Here is a 14,926-nt window from a genome sequence, read left to right on the forward strand (position 1 = left end):
TGCTCTCATAGTGATTGTACCGCTCATACTTTACATTAAATTTGAAATGCTGTTTTTATGCTCCTTAATTTTTGCCAAATTGGCTTTATTGGGCTGGGTGGTTTTTCGTCCAGCCATTTTTATTACGGAATTACAATGTTAACAAGACACTCAAAACCATATTTTCTCCCTATGCTGTTAACCGTTATTAGCACCAGTCTATATCATTAGTCCTCAGGTTCTCGCTGAGGCAACTCACTGCCTAAACCCAAGAGGATAAGCAGTGGCGCACTAATGTTTATGGCTTGGTTAAATGACCGGTAGCAACTTGAGGAGGATACATGATCACCAGTGAACAAATCATTGCTTTAGTCAATATTGAAAAGCAAGACTTTAATAACGTCTTCTCTCTTGACTGTCGCTATAATCGCCTGCATTTTACTGGCATTAATATCAGTATCAGCTTAAGTGAAACGCAAAAAAGGTTAATGATTTGCCTATTAAACAACATCACATGCAAGCAAGATATTATAAAAGTAGTATGGAATGATGAATATGACCGCATTCGTGATAATAATTACCACCAATTAGTCTTTCAGTTTCGTGCATTATTACAGCGTAACGGCTTGCCACAAAACTTAATTGTCACCATTCCTTATTATGGCCTAAAAATAAATGAACCTTTACTTATAAACCTAAACAATTGCAATGCGCATTCTAACGCTAACCCTTCCCCCGCAGAAAACCGCAAGTTGCTCCCAAAATTAATTACCTTTGCCAGGTCAATTTTCTAAAGACAGCTCGTTGCACTCTCATGCTCGTCTCAAAGCCAGTATATGAACTACTGGCTTTATACCTATGTCACACGTTTTATTGTCTTAATATCTCTTCCCTGCGATACACCTCGTAAAACTGCATGAAATTAGGCTGTAACCACAGCACCAGCTAGTGCAATACATCAATAACGATTAACGTCTCTGGCTCCACATCTCGCTTAACGAGCTTGCATTAAAGGAAGGCAATTGAAATGGATCAGGGAACGATGAGCTGTTTGTTAGGCTCTTGGATGTTGAATGAAGTTCTATTGGTGGCTTTAGCGAGTCTGGTTGCACTTGCAGTCGGTAGTTTCCTCAATGTGGTGATCTATCGCCTGCCACAGATGCTCCTTTATCCAAATCAAGATTTAACTCTTATTTCGCCGCGTTCGCGCTGTCCAAACTGCCAATCGAAGATTCTTCTACGCGATAACGTCCCGTTGATCAGTTGGCTAGCATTACGTGGGCGCTGTCGTCACTGTAAGAGTCCAATCAGTGTGCGCTACCCGATTACAGAGTTGGCTACATTGATGCTTAGCTTAGTGCTGGCTGGATTGTTGCCATGGAATTTAACCTTAGTCGCAGCATTGCTGCTGTGTTGGATGTTACTGCCGTTAGTGCTCATCGACATTCAACATCAACTTTTACCCGATATTTTAACGCTTTCATTACTGTGGCTAGGTTTGCTATGCCACACTTTTTCTGTGATTCCCGGAACATTGAGCAATGCGGTATTGGGCGCAGTAGCCGGATATCTTTTGCTATGGCTAATAGCCACAGTTTATCGCAGCTGGAAAGGCATTGCGGGTTTGGGACTAGGAGATGCCAAACTCCTCGCGGCACTTGGTGCTTGGTTAGGTTGGCAAGCATTGCCGAGGGTATTGTTGATTGCGGCAACCAGCGGCATTGTTTATGTTTTGCTGCGTTATGCATTTTTCCATCGTTCAATAAAACATCCTCTGCCTTTTGGCCCGATGCTGGCTTTTGCGGGTGTTATGACATTTATCCCTAAACTGATGCAGTTCGCTGAAGGGACTGCAACAAGGCTTTAGCTGCTACCACTCTTTTAACCCGCTATTGGCTCTAACTTGCAGGATGTATGCACCAAAGTCGGTGGCGGCCATCAGCATTAATCGCTGATTTTTAGGTCCTAACGAAACCGCAATGGCAGCTGAAAAGCTGCCATTTTTCTGTCATAGATGAAAAAAAGAGGTTCTATTCATTTCGGCATGCTGCTGGCGAAATAATCTAAGCGCCGAATTCTTCAGCAAATCCCTGATTCTTAAAGCTAAGCGGTAAATAATTCTAAACAAAATTAATCATTGTGATGTACGTCAAAAGGCTTTATATTGGCGGCGTTTTTTCACAGCTGTTTCTTTTTTGTTCAATTAGTCAATTGGCGAGCCATACGAGCCCCGGTTGAAGGAGAGATATGATGACGGATAAAGTCCGTATTGATAGTTTTGGTGCCAATACATTTAACGGAAACAACGACGCATTCTTAGCCCGTCAGGCTGAGTTTGAATCAAACGTCAGGAGTTACCCGCGTAAATTGCCTTTAGCGATCGCTAAAGCCCACGGCGTGTGGATCACAGATGTTGAGAACAAACAATATCTTGACTGTCTGGCTGGCGCAGGGACGCTGGCACTAGGTCATAACCATCCTGATGTTCTCCAGAGCATTCAAAATGTCATTACCAGCGGCTTGCCGTTACATACTCTTGATCTGACGACACCACTGAAAGATCAGTTCTCAGAATCTCTGCTCTCGCTGCTGCCAGGCCAGGGTAAAGATTACTGCTTGCAGTTCACCGGCCCTTCTGGTGCCGATGCCGTTGAAGCGGCACTGAAACTGGCTAAGAAAGCCACTGGCCGTAGCGGCGTGATCAGCTTCTCAGGCGGTTACCACGGTATGACGCACGGCGCACTGTCCGTGACCGGCAACCTGGCACCAAAAGAAGCGGTTGATGGCATGATGCCAGAAGTACAGTTCATGCCTTACCCACATCAGTACCGTTGCCCACTGGGTATCGGTGGTGAAGCGGGCGTGAAAGCGCTGACTTACTACTTCGATAACCTGATCAACGACGTTGAAAGCGGCGTGCGCAAACCTGCGGCTGTGATCCTTGAAGCAGTTCAAGGTGAAGGCGGCGTGAACCCAGCTCCGGCTGAGTGGCTGCAACGCATCCGTAAAGTGACTCAGGAACACGGCATTCTGCTGATCCTCGACGAAGTTCAGGCTGGCTTTGCCCGTACCGGCAAATTCTTCGCCTTCGAACATGCTGGCATTGAGCCAGACATCATCGTGATGTCTAAAGCCGTGGGCGGCGGTCTGCCACTGGCGGTTCTGGGTATCAAAAAGCAGTTCGACGTTTGGTCTCCAGGCCACCACACCGGCACCTTCCGTGGCAACCAGTTGGCAATGGCTACCGGCCTGACCACGCTGAAGATCCTGAAAGAGCAGGATATTGCTGGCAAGGTAGCGGCACAGGGCGAATGGCTAAAAGAGCAACTGGCTGCGATGCAGAAGCGCTTCCCGGTTATCGGCCACATTCGCGGTCTGGGTATGATGATCGGTATTGAGATCGTTAAACCAAACGAAGCAGCTGATCACATGGGCAGCTTCCCGGCTGACGGTGAACTCTCTGCGCTGTTGCAGAAGAAGTGCTTCGAAGCAGGTCTGATTCTGGAGCGCGGTGGCCGTCATGGCGCAGTATTGCGTCTGCTGCCTTCACTGCTGATCACCAACGATGAGTTGGCGATTTTCCTGGATAAATTTGAGCAGGCGCTGATTGGCGCTGGCGTCAAACCTGTTTGATTGGAAAAGTAAATGTCTGAAGTAAACCCGATTCTGGCCGCCTCTGCACAGAGCATTGAGGCGTACCAGCAGGCGATTGCCCAAAGCAGCGCCGCGGTTGTGCAGTGGCTGCAACAGCCTGAGATGTATCAAGGCAAAACGGTTGCCGAACTGCGCGAGCGTATCACGCTCGACTTCAATCCAAACGGCCTGGGTAACCAGGCCGCGATTGAACGCGCGATTGAATATTTCCTGAAAGACAGTCTTTCAGTGCATCACCCACAATGTGTTGCGCATCTGCACTGTCCTAGCCTGGTGGTAAGCCAGGCGGCAGAAGTGCTGATTAACGCCACCAACCAGAGCATGGATTCGTGGGATCAAAGCCCTTCCGCCACCATCATTGAGATCAAATTGATCGAATGGCTGCGTGCGCAAGTGGGCTATCCAGCGGGCGACGCAGGTGTGTTCACCAGCGGCGGTACGCAAAGTAACCTGATGGGCCTGATGCTGGCGCGCGATGCGTTCTATCAGCGTCAAGGTCACTCGGTGCAGCAGCACGGTATCACTGGCGATCTGCGTAAGATCAAAGTGCTGTGTTCTGAGAATGCGCACTTCTCCGTGCAGAAGAACATGGCGCTGCTGGGCCACGGCTATCAGTCTGTGGTGCAGGTCAAGTCTGACGAATTTGCCCGTATGGATGTGAACGACCTGAGAGCCAAACTGGCGCAGGCCGAAGCCAACGGCGAACAGATTCTGGCGATCGTAGCAACCGCCGGCACCACCGATGCGGGTGCTATCGATCCGCTGCGTGAAATCGCTGGTATCGCGGCTCAGCACAACATCTGGGTGCACGTTGATGCAGCCTGGGGCGGCGCGTTGTTGCTGTCTGAGAAGTATCGCGATTACCTTGACGGCCTGGAGCTGGTGGATTCAGTAACCCTGGACTTCCACAAACAGTATTTCCAGACCATCAGCTGTGGCGCGTTCTTGCTGAAAGACGAACGTCACTATGAGCTGATGCGCTATCAAGCGGCTTACCTCAACTCTGAGTTTGACGAAGAAGCAGGCGTGCCGAATCTGGTTTCCAAATCACTGCAAACCACGCGTCGTTTCGATGCGCTGAAACTGTGGATGGGTCTGGAAGCGCTGGGTCAGAAACAGTACGCTGCGATCATCGATCACGGCGTAACGCTGGCACAAGAAGTGGCGAAATTTGTCACCTCTGAACCGCGTCTGGAACTGGTGATGCAGCCACAACTGGCTAGCGTGCTGTTCCGCTATCGTCCAGAGCAACTGACCGATACCGCGCAGATTGCCCTGTTCAACCAGCGTATCGGCGATGCTCTGCTGGATTCGGGTCGCGCCAACGTCGGTGTGACCGAGAACCAAGGCGTTACTTGCCTGAAGCTGACCTTGCTGAACCCAACCGTTACGCTGGAAGACGTTAAAGTCTTGCTGGCGCTGGTTGAGAAAACTGCCAATCAGCTGCTGAACGCTTAATACTGCGAACGGCTAAAAAGGGTGCTTATCTCAGCACCCTTTTTTATTTGCTGTCATCCGCTTTAGCCGGTGGCGTAAACCAGTTATTTCTCGCCACCATTACCGCTTGTTCGGGCTGGCTGATAAAGTTAGGCGACATGATCTGTACGCCAAACTCATTAAACACATCCTGAATATGGCCATGCAGTGTACTTCGTACCCCCGTCAGTGATTCGCCCGCGTTAATTCGCACCTGCAACTCATAGGCGATGTACCAATCCTGCAATGCCAACTGACGCACAATGGGCGGAATGTCATGTTGAAGGCCGGATGTGCGATGAGCCGCCAGTTCCAACATGGCTTCAACCTGTCGCCACGGCGTGTCATAGCCAATGGTGACGCTGGTGGTCATATTGATGCCCTCGCCTTTCAGCGTGGCACTAAGATTGACAATTCTGCCACTGACCACCACCGCGTTCGGTACCGTGACTTCGTAATTTTCCCGTGTGACGATCTTGGTCGCCAGCATACCAACCTCACTCACTACGCCCTCGTGTTCCGCAATTCGAATCACTTCGCCTTTACGCAACGCCCGCGAATATGTCAGTACCAAGCCACTCATGGCATGATTCATTACGCCAGCGGAACCCAAAGTCAGCATCAAGCCAAAGAACACGCTGATGCCTTTAAAGGCCAGCGAATTGGCGCCTGGCAGAAAGGGATAGGCCGCCGATAAAGCGAATAACCAAATCACCACGCTGATCAGTTTGCGCGTCACGCCAACGGTATCTGGATGCAGGCCCGGCAAATGCAATTGTCCGGTCTCGACACGCCTGAGAACCAATCTGAGCAGGCGCGTTACCAATGCCGTAACAGCAAATATCACTGCAACAATCACGATGCCCGGCAACGCGGATAGCACCGCCAATCCGAGCCCTTGTAATAGCGCCAATGCATAGCCGCCTAACTCGATGCCCCAAATACGCGTCCATGGGAACAGTCGCAGCACCCAACTCACCCAAAGGTAAAACGCCACAATAATGGCTGAGGTGAGAACCAGCGCGTATAAGCGCACTTCGATAGGGCCGAGAAAAGCCCGCAACGTGCCGGGCACTCGATGTTGTGGCAGAACGCGTCGCGCCGCATATTTGCGCTTCAACCATCCTTGAGAACGCAGGCCAAACAGCATAAATGCCGCCAACAACAGCGCCCCCAAAAGCGCCTTGCCGCTGGAGAGCAGCAGATAGTGGGACGAATATTGTTCTGCCAGCGAAAGGCGCAGCGCATCCAGACGCTGCCGAACGCGTTCCGCCGCTTGCGCCAGCGTCAAGTCATCCCCTTCATCGAGATCGCCTTGCGCCAACAACATAAAAGGTTTGCCGTTAATCGAAAACAGCACGACGGGCTGGCCATAACGGGTTAAATCGTGGGTTTCAACGGGCCGAGTGAGGTCATTATCTTTCAGTGTTCGAACGGTACTAACGATGCGCTGCACCCGCTCTTCCGGCGTAGTGAGACCAAATTTGGCCTGTAGCATGACAACGGGCTGATTAAGTAGCGTTAACGTCCTGGCCTGTTCTTGCGGCGATGGTGCCTGACGCGGCTCGGCACCCTGCACCCAAGGTACAATTAGCAACATCAGGCAACTGAATAGGCACGCCAATGCACTCTTCATACATTCTCCTGAAACCGTGTTGTCGTCAGTTACTGATTTTTTTCCGGCACGCACTGTGCCGGATCAAACACCGTTTTCCAGTCCTGCTGCATATCCACGATCGTCCAACCCTGTTGCGTTGCCAGCGTAAGTCCTTTCACCAGTTTGCCGCTGGCGGGTGGATGAACGTCATACGCGTACTCCCGCGCGGCATCGGTGTGGTGCAGCAGCAAACCAAAGGTTTTGTAATGTGGATTAGCCGAGGTGTATTGCAGCATCGGCACATCGCCGTCGCTATTACCAAACGCAGCCACCGGCTGCCGTCCCATAAACAGATGGATGGCGACCGGCTTCATCACTTCGTCATCGTAAAACGCCCCATTAAGCGTTTTACGCAATTGCGTGCCGTTGTCGCTGATCGAGAATTCACTCAATGAGAACGATCCCACCACTTGTTCGGGCGGAATGCCGTACATCTTCTGCGCTAACACGCGCATGAAATCGATGCCGCCGCCGGAAACGATCCAGGTTTTAAACCCGTTGGCGCGCAGATAATCCAGCAATTGCCGCATCGGCTGATAGCCAAGCTGATCGTAGCGGCAGCCAAAGCGTGCATGGCGCTGCGTCTCAACCCAATGACTCACGCGCTGTGCAAAGTCGTCGGTGGTCATGCCGCTGTGGGTCAGCGTCATGAGATGCATCAAGCCCTTCTTACCTGATTGCATTACGCTTTTCAGGTCGTTATTGATCACCGCTTGCACCAACGCATCCTGTTTCCACTGCGGCTGTTGTGGTGCCAAACGCTTAATTTCATCGAGCACAAACTGCAACTGAAAGGTCAGCGGCGCTTCCGGCCACAACGTACCATCGTTATCAAACACCACGAAGCGCTGATCAAGTGGAATGAAATTCTTGCCATTAGTTTGTGTCGCTTCAGCCACCCACTTTTCAATCGCTTGCTTGCTTTGTCCCTCATTCCAGCTGCTGAGTGGATCGTCAGCGGCGCAAGCCACTCCCAGCGGTAACGTCAACAGCAAGGCGAGTAATGCGCTTTTCATTATCTTTTCCTTTTAGTTGGAGTGAGATCGGGCAATGCCACCACGCGCCAAAAATCATGCGTAAGTGCAACAACGCGGCGTAAGGCCCGCCCAAGCGGATGACGGAACAACAACGCCAGCAGCAGCAACAGCAAAAAAATCGCCCCCCAGATTAACCACGCTTCCCACTGGAACGGCGGACGCGCTTTCAACGCCTGTTCGCTGCCCGCCGAACGTGCGGCGGCAAAGGCATAATGCGCGCCGGGCAGTTCGGCGAGTTGCCACTGTTGTTGTCGTGTATCCCACCAGCGCAGGCGCAGTGGCGGGATGGTCAATTCACCCGGCTGTGCCGGCAAATAACGCAGCCGTTCCTGACGCTGTGCGCCGACAATTTCATCGCGGCCCTGTGTCAGATCGCTGTTCGCCGCTGGCAAGCGCTGCGTGTCGGTGCCGGGAATGGCATACAGCAATTGCGGAATTTGCGCGGCAATAACGTCGTTGGCGCGCAGGGTGACAACGCGCTCAATCACATCACCAACATGCAACTGCTTATCCTCTACCGCGCGATAGATTTTCCATTGTTGCGTCAATTCAAGTTTGCTAGCGGGTAAGAATCGATCCGGCTGGCGCACATCAACCGGCCAAACCACCGCTTTCGCCAGCTCGGGCAACGACACGGTTTTCGGTGGTTGATTCGCGGATTGCATCGCCACATCCACCGCGGGAAGGCGCAAACTGCCTTGATCCCATGTCAGGATCTGCCGCTCCATGCGGATGCCGCTCCAGCTCACGCCGCCGCTATTGCGGGTGACTAGCTGATTTGGCAGCGGCGTACTGAGGAGATTACCGTTCTCGATCACCATTTCCGGCCACTGCGGCGGCGGATTAAACCAACTGTCGGTCCAGAAGGTGATGGCAACAGTCACCGGCTGCCCCGGCACCAGATGCGCTGGCGCGACCAGTTCGCGCGTCATGTTCATGTCCGCTCGCGCGGGCAGAGATAACAACACCAGCAAAGCCAACAGCAGCGTCTTCATGGTTGCTCCGCGGGGGTTGCATGATAAAGGTTTTCCAGTAAACCACCGGGTGAAAGCGTGAGGTTGTTGTACCACTGCTCCGCCGCGGGCGCGGCAGCGGCAATCGGTTTGATATCCCGTTGATTGACGCCCTGATCGGGTTTGAGATCGTGTTTGATCGCATCGGGATCTTCATCTTTTTGTTCATGCTGATCGGCCTGACGATCCCGCTCCTGCTGGCGCAATTGCATGATGATCTGCGCAATCTTCGCCCGGTTCTGCTGCGCCATCGCCCATTCCGGTTTCAGGCTCAACGCCTGATCGTAACTGTTCAATGCCTGTTGCCAGGATTTCTGCTGCGCATAACAGTTGCCGATCCACAGCAAACTCTCAGCGCTTGGCGCTAACTGGCGAAACGCGCCCAGCGCCGCGACATAATCCTGTGCGTAATAGAAGGCGATGCCACGCCGCAAAGGATCGTGAAAATGATTGGCCGCCGCGCCATATTCACCGCGCTCAAAAGCAAACTGCCCTTGTACGTCGGGACGAATCCAGGCATCCAGCCAGGATGCTGCACTGTTCGGCGAATAGAGCATCGCGGGCAGAATCAGCACCAGCAGACACAACATCTGTTGTCGCCACACCAGTAGCAATAACAGCATCGGTATAACCAGCAGATAACCACTGTTCTTCCATTGCAAATCTTCGCGACTGTTTTGCTGCGCCGTCACGCTTTGCTGGATGTGGTTACGGATGGCAGCCAGGTCGTCGTCCTCGGCTGAGACCAATGTCACCGGAATACCGGCATCACGTGCCTGCTCAAATTGCGTCACGTTGAGTCGCGTATCGATGCCCTGCGCAGCGAACTCATCCGGTAAGCTGCCGCCACGCGCCGTGCCAGGCACCCAGATTTGCAACGGCAAATTCTGCTGCTTCAGCCAATCCAGCTCTTGCGGCGACAGATGATCGGCGATGAGGATAATGGCCCGAGGCGCATCGGCTGCCTGCGGGAGATTGTTTTGCGCCAGCGTAACGGCGCGCTGTAATCCTGCGCCGGGTTCTTGCGGCAGTAATGTCGGCTGCTGCGCGTTTAAAAACAGTGAGAAGAAATCGCTATCGTTGGTCAGCGGCGTGGTGAGCCAGGCGTTGCCGCTGTAAACCACCAGGCCAAAATGGCTACCCGGCAACTGCGTCATCAGTGCGGCAATTTTCTGCTGCATACGCTGATGTCGGCTCGGCGGTACATCTTGCGCCAGCATGCTGAGATCCTGCTGTAAAACCACCATCACGTTATTTTCCGGCGTAAAAGCCGCGGGCAACTCACGCTGCCAACTCGGCCCGGCCAATGCTAGCACGCCAAAACCCACTAACCACGGCAGCGCCTGACGTGCCGATTTACGCTGGCCTTTAATTAACGCCTGAGCAAAGGGCTTCGCCATTATCTGATGCCATGCGCTGCCCGCCTGTCGGAACCCGAAGTAAAGCAGCGGGCAAAGCAGCAATCCCACTAATCGCCACGGATAAAGGAAGTGAAAGTCGTTCATGCGCGTCGCCTCGCAACCATGCTGAACACTCCGGATAACAACATCAGCGTTAACGCCAAAGATAACGGCCAGGCAAACAGTGGACGATGCCACGACAAACCGAGCGTTTTGACCTGTTCCGGCGTTTGCGCATCAATTTGTTGCCACACCTGTGCCAGCGCATCGCGTTGCGTGGCGGCTCGCCATGCATGACCACCAGTAACATGAGCGATGTTATCCAGTAACACGGTATCGACTTTGTCTTGCTGATCGCTGTTTTCATCACCAAAGGCGATGGTGTGCACCATCACGTGATGTGATGCCGCCAACTGCGCCGCGACTTTGGGGTCTAGTTTTGAAGCGGTGTCGTTGCCATCGGTCAGCAAAATCGCCATTTTCGATGCATCACTTTCCAGGCTGTGATCAAGCAATTTTACCGCCACGCCTAACGCGTCGCCGATAGCGGTTTGTTGACCAATCATGCCGGGTGCGAGCTGGTTGATGCGAAATTGCAGCGCCTGTTTGTCTTCGCTGATCGGCGCAAACGGCCATGCCTGGCTGGCAAAAATCACTAGGCCGATGCGATCATTTTTGCGCTGAGTAATAAAGCTGCGTACCGTTTGCTGCACCGCTTGCAGCCGCGTTTGGCCATTCATCCCGTCGTTCTTTTCCATCGAGCCAGACACATCAAGGATCAGTACGATGTTGCGCATCGGTTTAATCAGCGTTTTAGGCGGCATCAGATATTCCGGGCGCGCCAGCGCAAACACCAGCAAAACCCATACAGCCCAAAACAACATACGTTGCGCGATGGCGGGCTTAGGCGCCGCCTGCGTCAGTTGCAGTTCTTGAGCCAGAACCGGCAGAAACGGCACGCGCACCTGCTCACTGACCTGCGGCTGCGGCGTGATGAGAAAATGAGTGAGCAGCGGTAAAAACAGCAATAAGAAGGCCCACGGCCAGGCAAAATCGATACGTGATAACCATTCAGACATGAGGCAAACTCTCCAGCCAGTGGCGCATTTGCCCAGCAACCCGCTGATTGGTCTCCGCATCCAGTTGATTATCCGGCTGGCAATAACGGCGGCACATCAGGTTCCGCACCTCATCATCCAGCGAGGTATGCGCCAGCAGCTGTTGCGGCGTTTGCCATTGGCTGACTTCAGCGCGTGAATGCTGCACCAGCAACACCTGTTTGATTAATAACAGCCAGCCATCAACCTGCTGCTGTCGCGCCAGTTGTTTGCGCGCTTCGCGCCGCCAGCGATCACGCCGGTAACGTGCAAGTAACAGCAACGCGCCAATGATAATCGCGATCAAGAGCAGCACGCCCAGCAGCGTCCAGCCGGGCGGCAACGGAAACCATGATACTTTTCCTGGCAGCGCCGGATGTGCCAGCTCCGGCGTGCTAAATCCTTTTGCCAGCATGCACGTCCTCCTGCTGAAGCTGCGTCAGCACTGCCTGACCGGTGACGATGGTTTTGACCTTGACGCCAACACGTTGCAATCGCCGCTGCTGCTGCGCCAGGCGTTCGGTCACGCTGTGATTGATGCGTTCGCCGAGTTGCGTGGAGAGCGAGATCGTCGTGTTAACGTCGTGGTAATAAGCGCCAAGTTGTCCCCGCGCAGGCAGGCGGCGATGAAGGTCGTCGAGCGTGACAAACGCAGTAATCTCACAGCGGCGACGAAGATGAGCCAGCACCGCATCGCAACGCGCATCAAGATCGTGAAAATCACTGATAATCCCTAGCCAACTGCCGGACGGCAGCAAGGCGACGATGCGCTGGAGCGCCTGAGATAGCGACACGCTTGAAGAATGATTTTGCGCATAATGTTCAGGAAGCGTGCTGTTGATGCGCTGGATGTCGTTGAGGATTGGCATCAGATTACGCTTCGGCGCGCGGCAGGGATGCAGCGCCAGTTCATCATCACCTAAAATCGCGCAGCCTAAGCGGTCGCCGTCATGCCAACTGCGCCAGGCGAGCAACCCGGCGATGTTGCCCGCCGCCACCGATTTCATCTGCAAGCTGGTAGCGAAATACATATCCAGACGTTGATCGAGCAGAATAAACACCGGACGCTCGCGCTCTTCGTTGTACAACCGAATCCACGGTGAGCGCAGACGCGCTGTGGCTTTCCAGTCAATCAGCCGCACATCATCACCCGGCTGATAGCGGCGCAGGCTGTCAAAGTTCAAGCCGCGCCCTTGTTGCCGTGATACGCGTTCGCCAGTCAGCGCGCCGGGCGGAATCTGTCCTGGTGGATTATCCAGGCGCTGTGCGTCAGCCGCCAGCGCCAGCAAATCGGCCAGTTCAAGCGTAAGCGGAGTTGCCATTACGCCACCACTGCGTTGAGCAGCATGCCAATCGCCTGATCTGGCGTGCAGTTGTCAGCATTGGCCTGATAGCTCAACAGCAGACGATGACGCAGCACCGCCGGAGCAATGCGCTGAATATCTTCAGGCAACACCGCATCACGCCCATCCAGCCAGGCGCTGGCGCGGCCACAGCGATCCAACGCCAGCGTGCCGCGCGGGCTGATGCCGAGGCTAATATAGCTGGCAAAAGTTTCACTGACCTGTTCAGGATGGCGCGTCATTTCCACCAGATTGACAATGTATTGTTCAACCGTTGGCGCGACATAAATTGAGGCGATATCGCGCCAGCAAGCGGCAATATCCTGCTGGCTAATCAGTAACGCGTCGCGTTGTGCGGCAGAGCTTGCCGCTGGAGTTGCCTGATATTTGGCCTGTTGCTCAGCGCGCACCAACTGCATCACCAGCTGCTCATTCTCTTTTGACGGATAATCAACCATCACTTTCATCAGAAAACGATCCAGCTGCGCTTCCGGCAACGGCCAGGTGCCCTCTTGATCGACCGGGTTTTGCGTCGCCAGCACCATGAAAATGCCCGGCAGCGGCCAGGTTTTTCCCGCTACGGTAACGTGGCGCTCTTCCATCGCTTCAAGCAGCGCCGATTGCACCCGTGCAGAGGCGCGGTTGATCTCATCGGCGAGGATGATGTTGCCGAACACCGGACCAGGGCGAAACCGGAACTGATCCTCTTCGCGCGTGGCGTTCTGCTGATAAATTTCGCTGCCGGTAATGTCCGAAGGCAACAGATCCGGCGTGAACTGTATCCGGCGAAATTCACCTTCGATATGGCGCGCCAGTTCGCGAACGGCACGGGTTTTCGCCAAGCCCGGTAAACCTTCCAGCAATACATGTCCGTCACACAGCAGCGCCACAATCAACATCCGCACCAGCTCCTGCTGACCAATCACTTGTTGGTTCATGCTGGCTTCCAGCGCCAGCAGCTTTTCACGGTTATTCATCATGCTTGCTCCACCGGCTGGCGTTGCAGCAAAGTTGCGATACCAACCAACATCGGCTGCGCATAATCGAAGAACGCTTTAATGCCGGGGCACAAATAATTCATGCCCAGTTCGCCCTCTTCGCTTCTGACGATGCGGTTTTTGGGGCATTCGCCATAACAGAGTTTTAAATACGGGCAGCGTTTGCAAGCGGCGGGCAAGGTATCGCGCTTACCTAAGCCAAAGGCTTTTTGCCGTTCGGAAAACGCCATGTGCGCCAGTTTGGTGCTTTGCACATTGCCGAGTTTGTATTCGGGATAGACGTAATGATCGCAGGAGAAGATGTCGCCGTTTTTCTCAATCGCCAGCCCTTTGCCACAAAACTCCGAGGTGATACAAATCTGCGCTGGCATGCCCATGGTCTGCGCCACCGCCGTTTCAAACAGATTGACCTGCACGCGACCTAAATCGTTATTCACCCACTCTTCGAAAACCGCAATCAGGAAGCGGCCCCAATCATCCGGGTCCACCGACCAATCAGTGACGATGGAGTCGAGGTCGCCGGGGCGCGCACGGCGTGAACCGGTAAGTGGAATGGTGTCATCACGCCAGAATTGTGGTGCGGTGTGTTTGAAATCCACCGGTTCAACGCAGGGATTGAACTGAATATAAGTGGCACCCAATTCACGCGTCAGGAAGCGGTAGACCTCAAGCGGGAAGCGCGCGTTGGTGCGGTTAACGGTGACCAGCGCATTGAAGGGCACCTGATGGCGTTTCAGTGCCGCCACACCAGCCATCACTTTCTCGAACGTGGGTTTCCCGCTGCGCGTTACACGATAGCGATCGTGCAATTCTGCCGGGCCATCAATGGAAATCCCGACCAAAAAATGGTGTTGGCGCAGAAAACGTGCCCAGTTGTCATTCAGTAGAATGCCGTTGGTCTGCAAATCGTTTTCGATGCGCTGGCCGGGCTTTTGGTATTTGCGTTGCAGCGCGACGATTTTTTCAAAATATTCCAACCCCATTAGCGTCGGTTCGCCGCCTTGCCAGGAAAATACCACCTGTTCGCCATCCTGACTGTCGATGTATTGCCGGATAAAGGTTTCCAGCACCTCATCACTCATGCCGCTATGTCTGTCCTGCTCCAGCAGCTGCTCTTTATGCAGGTAAAAACAGTAATTGCAGTCGATATTGCAACGCGATCCGGTTGGCTTGGCCATCACATGAAAACGACGGGTGTACGCCGGGCCTTTACCATTAAATTTTTCCGCCGTCGGCAGGGGTTTAACTGGCACAGTGGTGCTGTATTTCATG

The 14,926-nt window shown here is 53.5% G+C and carries 13 protein-coding genes; 4 read left to right on the top strand and 9 right to left on the bottom strand.

The genetic code is table 11. The features are described from left to right. Nucleotides 1–320: 320 nt before the first annotated feature. From ABDW13_RS00135 to ABDW13_RS00150, 4 genes are all read left to right on the top strand, one after another. A complete protein-coding gene (locus ABDW13_RS00135; RefSeq protein ID WP_343550342.1) occupies nt 321–773 on the top strand; it encodes a hypothetical protein in 453 nt (150 codons plus the stop codon). Nucleotides 774–1,045: 272 nt separating this feature from the next. After that, entirely contained in the window at nt 1,046–1,846 is an 801-nt protein-coding gene (locus ABDW13_RS00140; protein WP_343550645.1) for a prepilin peptidase, read from the top strand. A 380-nt stretch (nt 1,847–2,226) separates the two neighbouring features. Continuing rightward, nucleotides 2,227–3,612 (top strand): diaminobutyrate--2-oxoglutarate transaminase, encoded by a 1,386-nt coding sequence (locus ABDW13_RS00145; RefSeq protein ID WP_343550343.1) that lies wholly within the window; start codon nt 2,227–2,229, stop codon nt 3,610–3,612. Between the two features lie 12 nt (nt 3,613–3,624). Continuing rightward, complete coding sequence (locus ABDW13_RS00150; protein WP_343550344.1) at nt 3,625–5,091, top strand: aspartate aminotransferase family protein; 1,467 nt, start codon at nt 3,625–3,627, stop codon at nt 5,089–5,091. Nucleotides 5,092–5,134: 43 nt separating this feature from the next. Here ABDW13_RS00150 and ABDW13_RS00155 read toward each other — a convergent pair whose 3' ends face one another. From ABDW13_RS00155 to ABDW13_RS00195, 9 genes are all read right to left on the bottom strand, one after another. Continuing rightward, a complete protein-coding gene (locus ABDW13_RS00155; RefSeq protein WP_343550646.1) occupies nt 5,135–6,709 on the bottom strand; it encodes a mechanosensitive ion channel domain-containing protein in 1,575 nt (524 codons plus the stop codon). A 65-nt stretch (nt 6,710–6,774) separates the two neighbouring features. Further along, nucleotides 6,775–7,782: an HAD family hydrolase gene (locus ABDW13_RS00160; protein ID WP_343550345.1), complete on the bottom strand. Its 1,008-nt coding sequence runs from the start codon at nt 7,780–7,782 to the stop codon at nt 6,775–6,777. Further along, nucleotides 7,782–8,798, bottom strand: a complete 1,017-nt coding sequence (locus tag ABDW13_RS00165; protein WP_343550346.1) for an oxygen tolerance domain protein — start codon at nt 8,796–8,798, stop codon at nt 7,782–7,784. The genes ABDW13_RS00160 and ABDW13_RS00165 overlap by 1 nt, the downstream gene beginning before the upstream one ends. After that, on the bottom strand, nt 8,795–10,321 hold the full coding sequence (locus ABDW13_RS00170) for a VWA domain-containing protein (protein WP_343550347.1): 1,527 nt from the start codon (nt 10,319–10,321) through the stop codon (nt 8,795–8,797). Before ABDW13_RS00170 ends, ABDW13_RS00165 begins: the two co-directional genes overlap by 4 nt. Continuing rightward, nucleotides 10,318–11,295, bottom strand: a complete 978-nt coding sequence (locus ABDW13_RS00175) for a VWA domain-containing protein (RefSeq protein ID WP_343550348.1) — start codon at nt 11,293–11,295, stop codon at nt 10,318–10,320. Before ABDW13_RS00175 ends, ABDW13_RS00170 begins: the two co-directional genes overlap by 4 nt. Next, nucleotides 11,288–11,728, bottom strand: coding sequence for a DUF4381 family protein (locus ABDW13_RS00180; protein WP_343550349.1), 441 nt, complete (start codon nt 11,726–11,728; stop codon nt 11,288–11,290). The genes ABDW13_RS00175 and ABDW13_RS00180 overlap by 8 nt, the downstream gene beginning before the upstream one ends. After that, nucleotides 11,709–12,635 (bottom strand): DUF58 domain-containing protein, encoded by a 927-nt coding sequence (locus ABDW13_RS00185; protein WP_343550350.1) that lies wholly within the window; start codon nt 12,633–12,635, stop codon nt 11,709–11,711. The genes ABDW13_RS00180 and ABDW13_RS00185 overlap by 20 nt, the downstream gene beginning before the upstream one ends. Beyond that, entirely contained in the window at nt 12,635–13,633 is a 999-nt protein-coding gene (locus tag ABDW13_RS00190; RefSeq protein WP_343550647.1) for a MoxR family ATPase, read from the bottom strand. Before ABDW13_RS00190 ends, ABDW13_RS00185 begins: the two co-directional genes overlap by 1 nt. Then, nucleotides 13,633–14,925 (bottom strand): anaerobic sulfatase maturase, encoded by a 1,293-nt coding sequence (locus ABDW13_RS00195; RefSeq protein ID WP_343550351.1) that lies wholly within the window; start codon nt 14,923–14,925, stop codon nt 13,633–13,635. The genes ABDW13_RS00190 and ABDW13_RS00195 overlap by 1 nt, the downstream gene beginning before the upstream one ends. Between the last annotated feature and the right edge of the window lies 1 nt (nt 14,926).

The organism is Pantoea sp., assembly GCF_039594315.1.
Taxonomy (GTDB): Bacteria; Pseudomonadota; Gammaproteobacteria; order Enterobacterales; family Enterobacteriaceae; genus Pantoea.

Coding starts and splice junctions, on each gene's coding strand:
- ABDW13_RS00135 (WP_343550342.1), top strand. CDS start 321: ATGATCACCAGTGAACAAATCATTGCTTTAGTCAATATTGAAAAGCAA.
- ABDW13_RS00140 (WP_343550645.1), top strand. CDS start 1,046: ATGTTGAATGAAGTTCTATTGGTGGCTTTAGCGAGTCTGGTTGCACTT.
- ABDW13_RS00145 (WP_343550343.1), top strand. CDS start 2,227: ATGATGACGGATAAAGTCCGTATTGATAGTTTTGGTGCCAATACATTT.
- ABDW13_RS00150 (WP_343550344.1), top strand. CDS start 3,625: ATGTCTGAAGTAAACCCGATTCTGGCCGCCTCTGCACAGAGCATTGAG.
- ABDW13_RS00155 (WP_343550646.1), bottom strand. CDS start 6,709: ATGTTGCTAATTGTACCTTGGGTGCAGGGTGCCGAGCCGCGTCAGGCA.
- ABDW13_RS00160 (WP_343550345.1), bottom strand. CDS start 7,782: ATGAAAAGCGCATTACTCGCCTTGCTGTTGACGTTACCGCTGGGAGTG.
- ABDW13_RS00165 (WP_343550346.1), bottom strand. CDS start 8,798: ATGAAGACGCTGCTGTTGGCTTTGCTGGTGTTGTTATCTCTGCCCGCG.
- ABDW13_RS00170 (WP_343550347.1), bottom strand. CDS start 10,321: ATGAACGACTTTCACTTCCTTTATCCGTGGCGATTAGTGGGATTGCTG.
- ABDW13_RS00175 (WP_343550348.1), bottom strand. CDS start 11,295: ATGTCTGAATGGTTATCACGTATCGATTTTGCCTGGCCGTGGGCCTTC.
- ABDW13_RS00180 (WP_343550349.1), bottom strand. CDS start 11,728: ATGCTGGCAAAAGGATTTAGCACGCCGGAGCTGGCACATCCGGCGCTG.
- ABDW13_RS00185 (WP_343550350.1), bottom strand. CDS start 12,635: ATGGCAACTCCGCTTACGCTTGAACTGGCCGATTTGCTGGCGCTGGCG.
- ABDW13_RS00190 (WP_343550647.1), bottom strand. CDS start 13,633: ATGAATAACCGTGAAAAGCTGCTGGCGCTGGAAGCCAGCATGAACCAA.
- ABDW13_RS00195 (WP_343550351.1), bottom strand. CDS start 14,925: ATGAAATACAGCACCACTGTGCCAGTTAAACCCCTGCCGACGGCGGAA.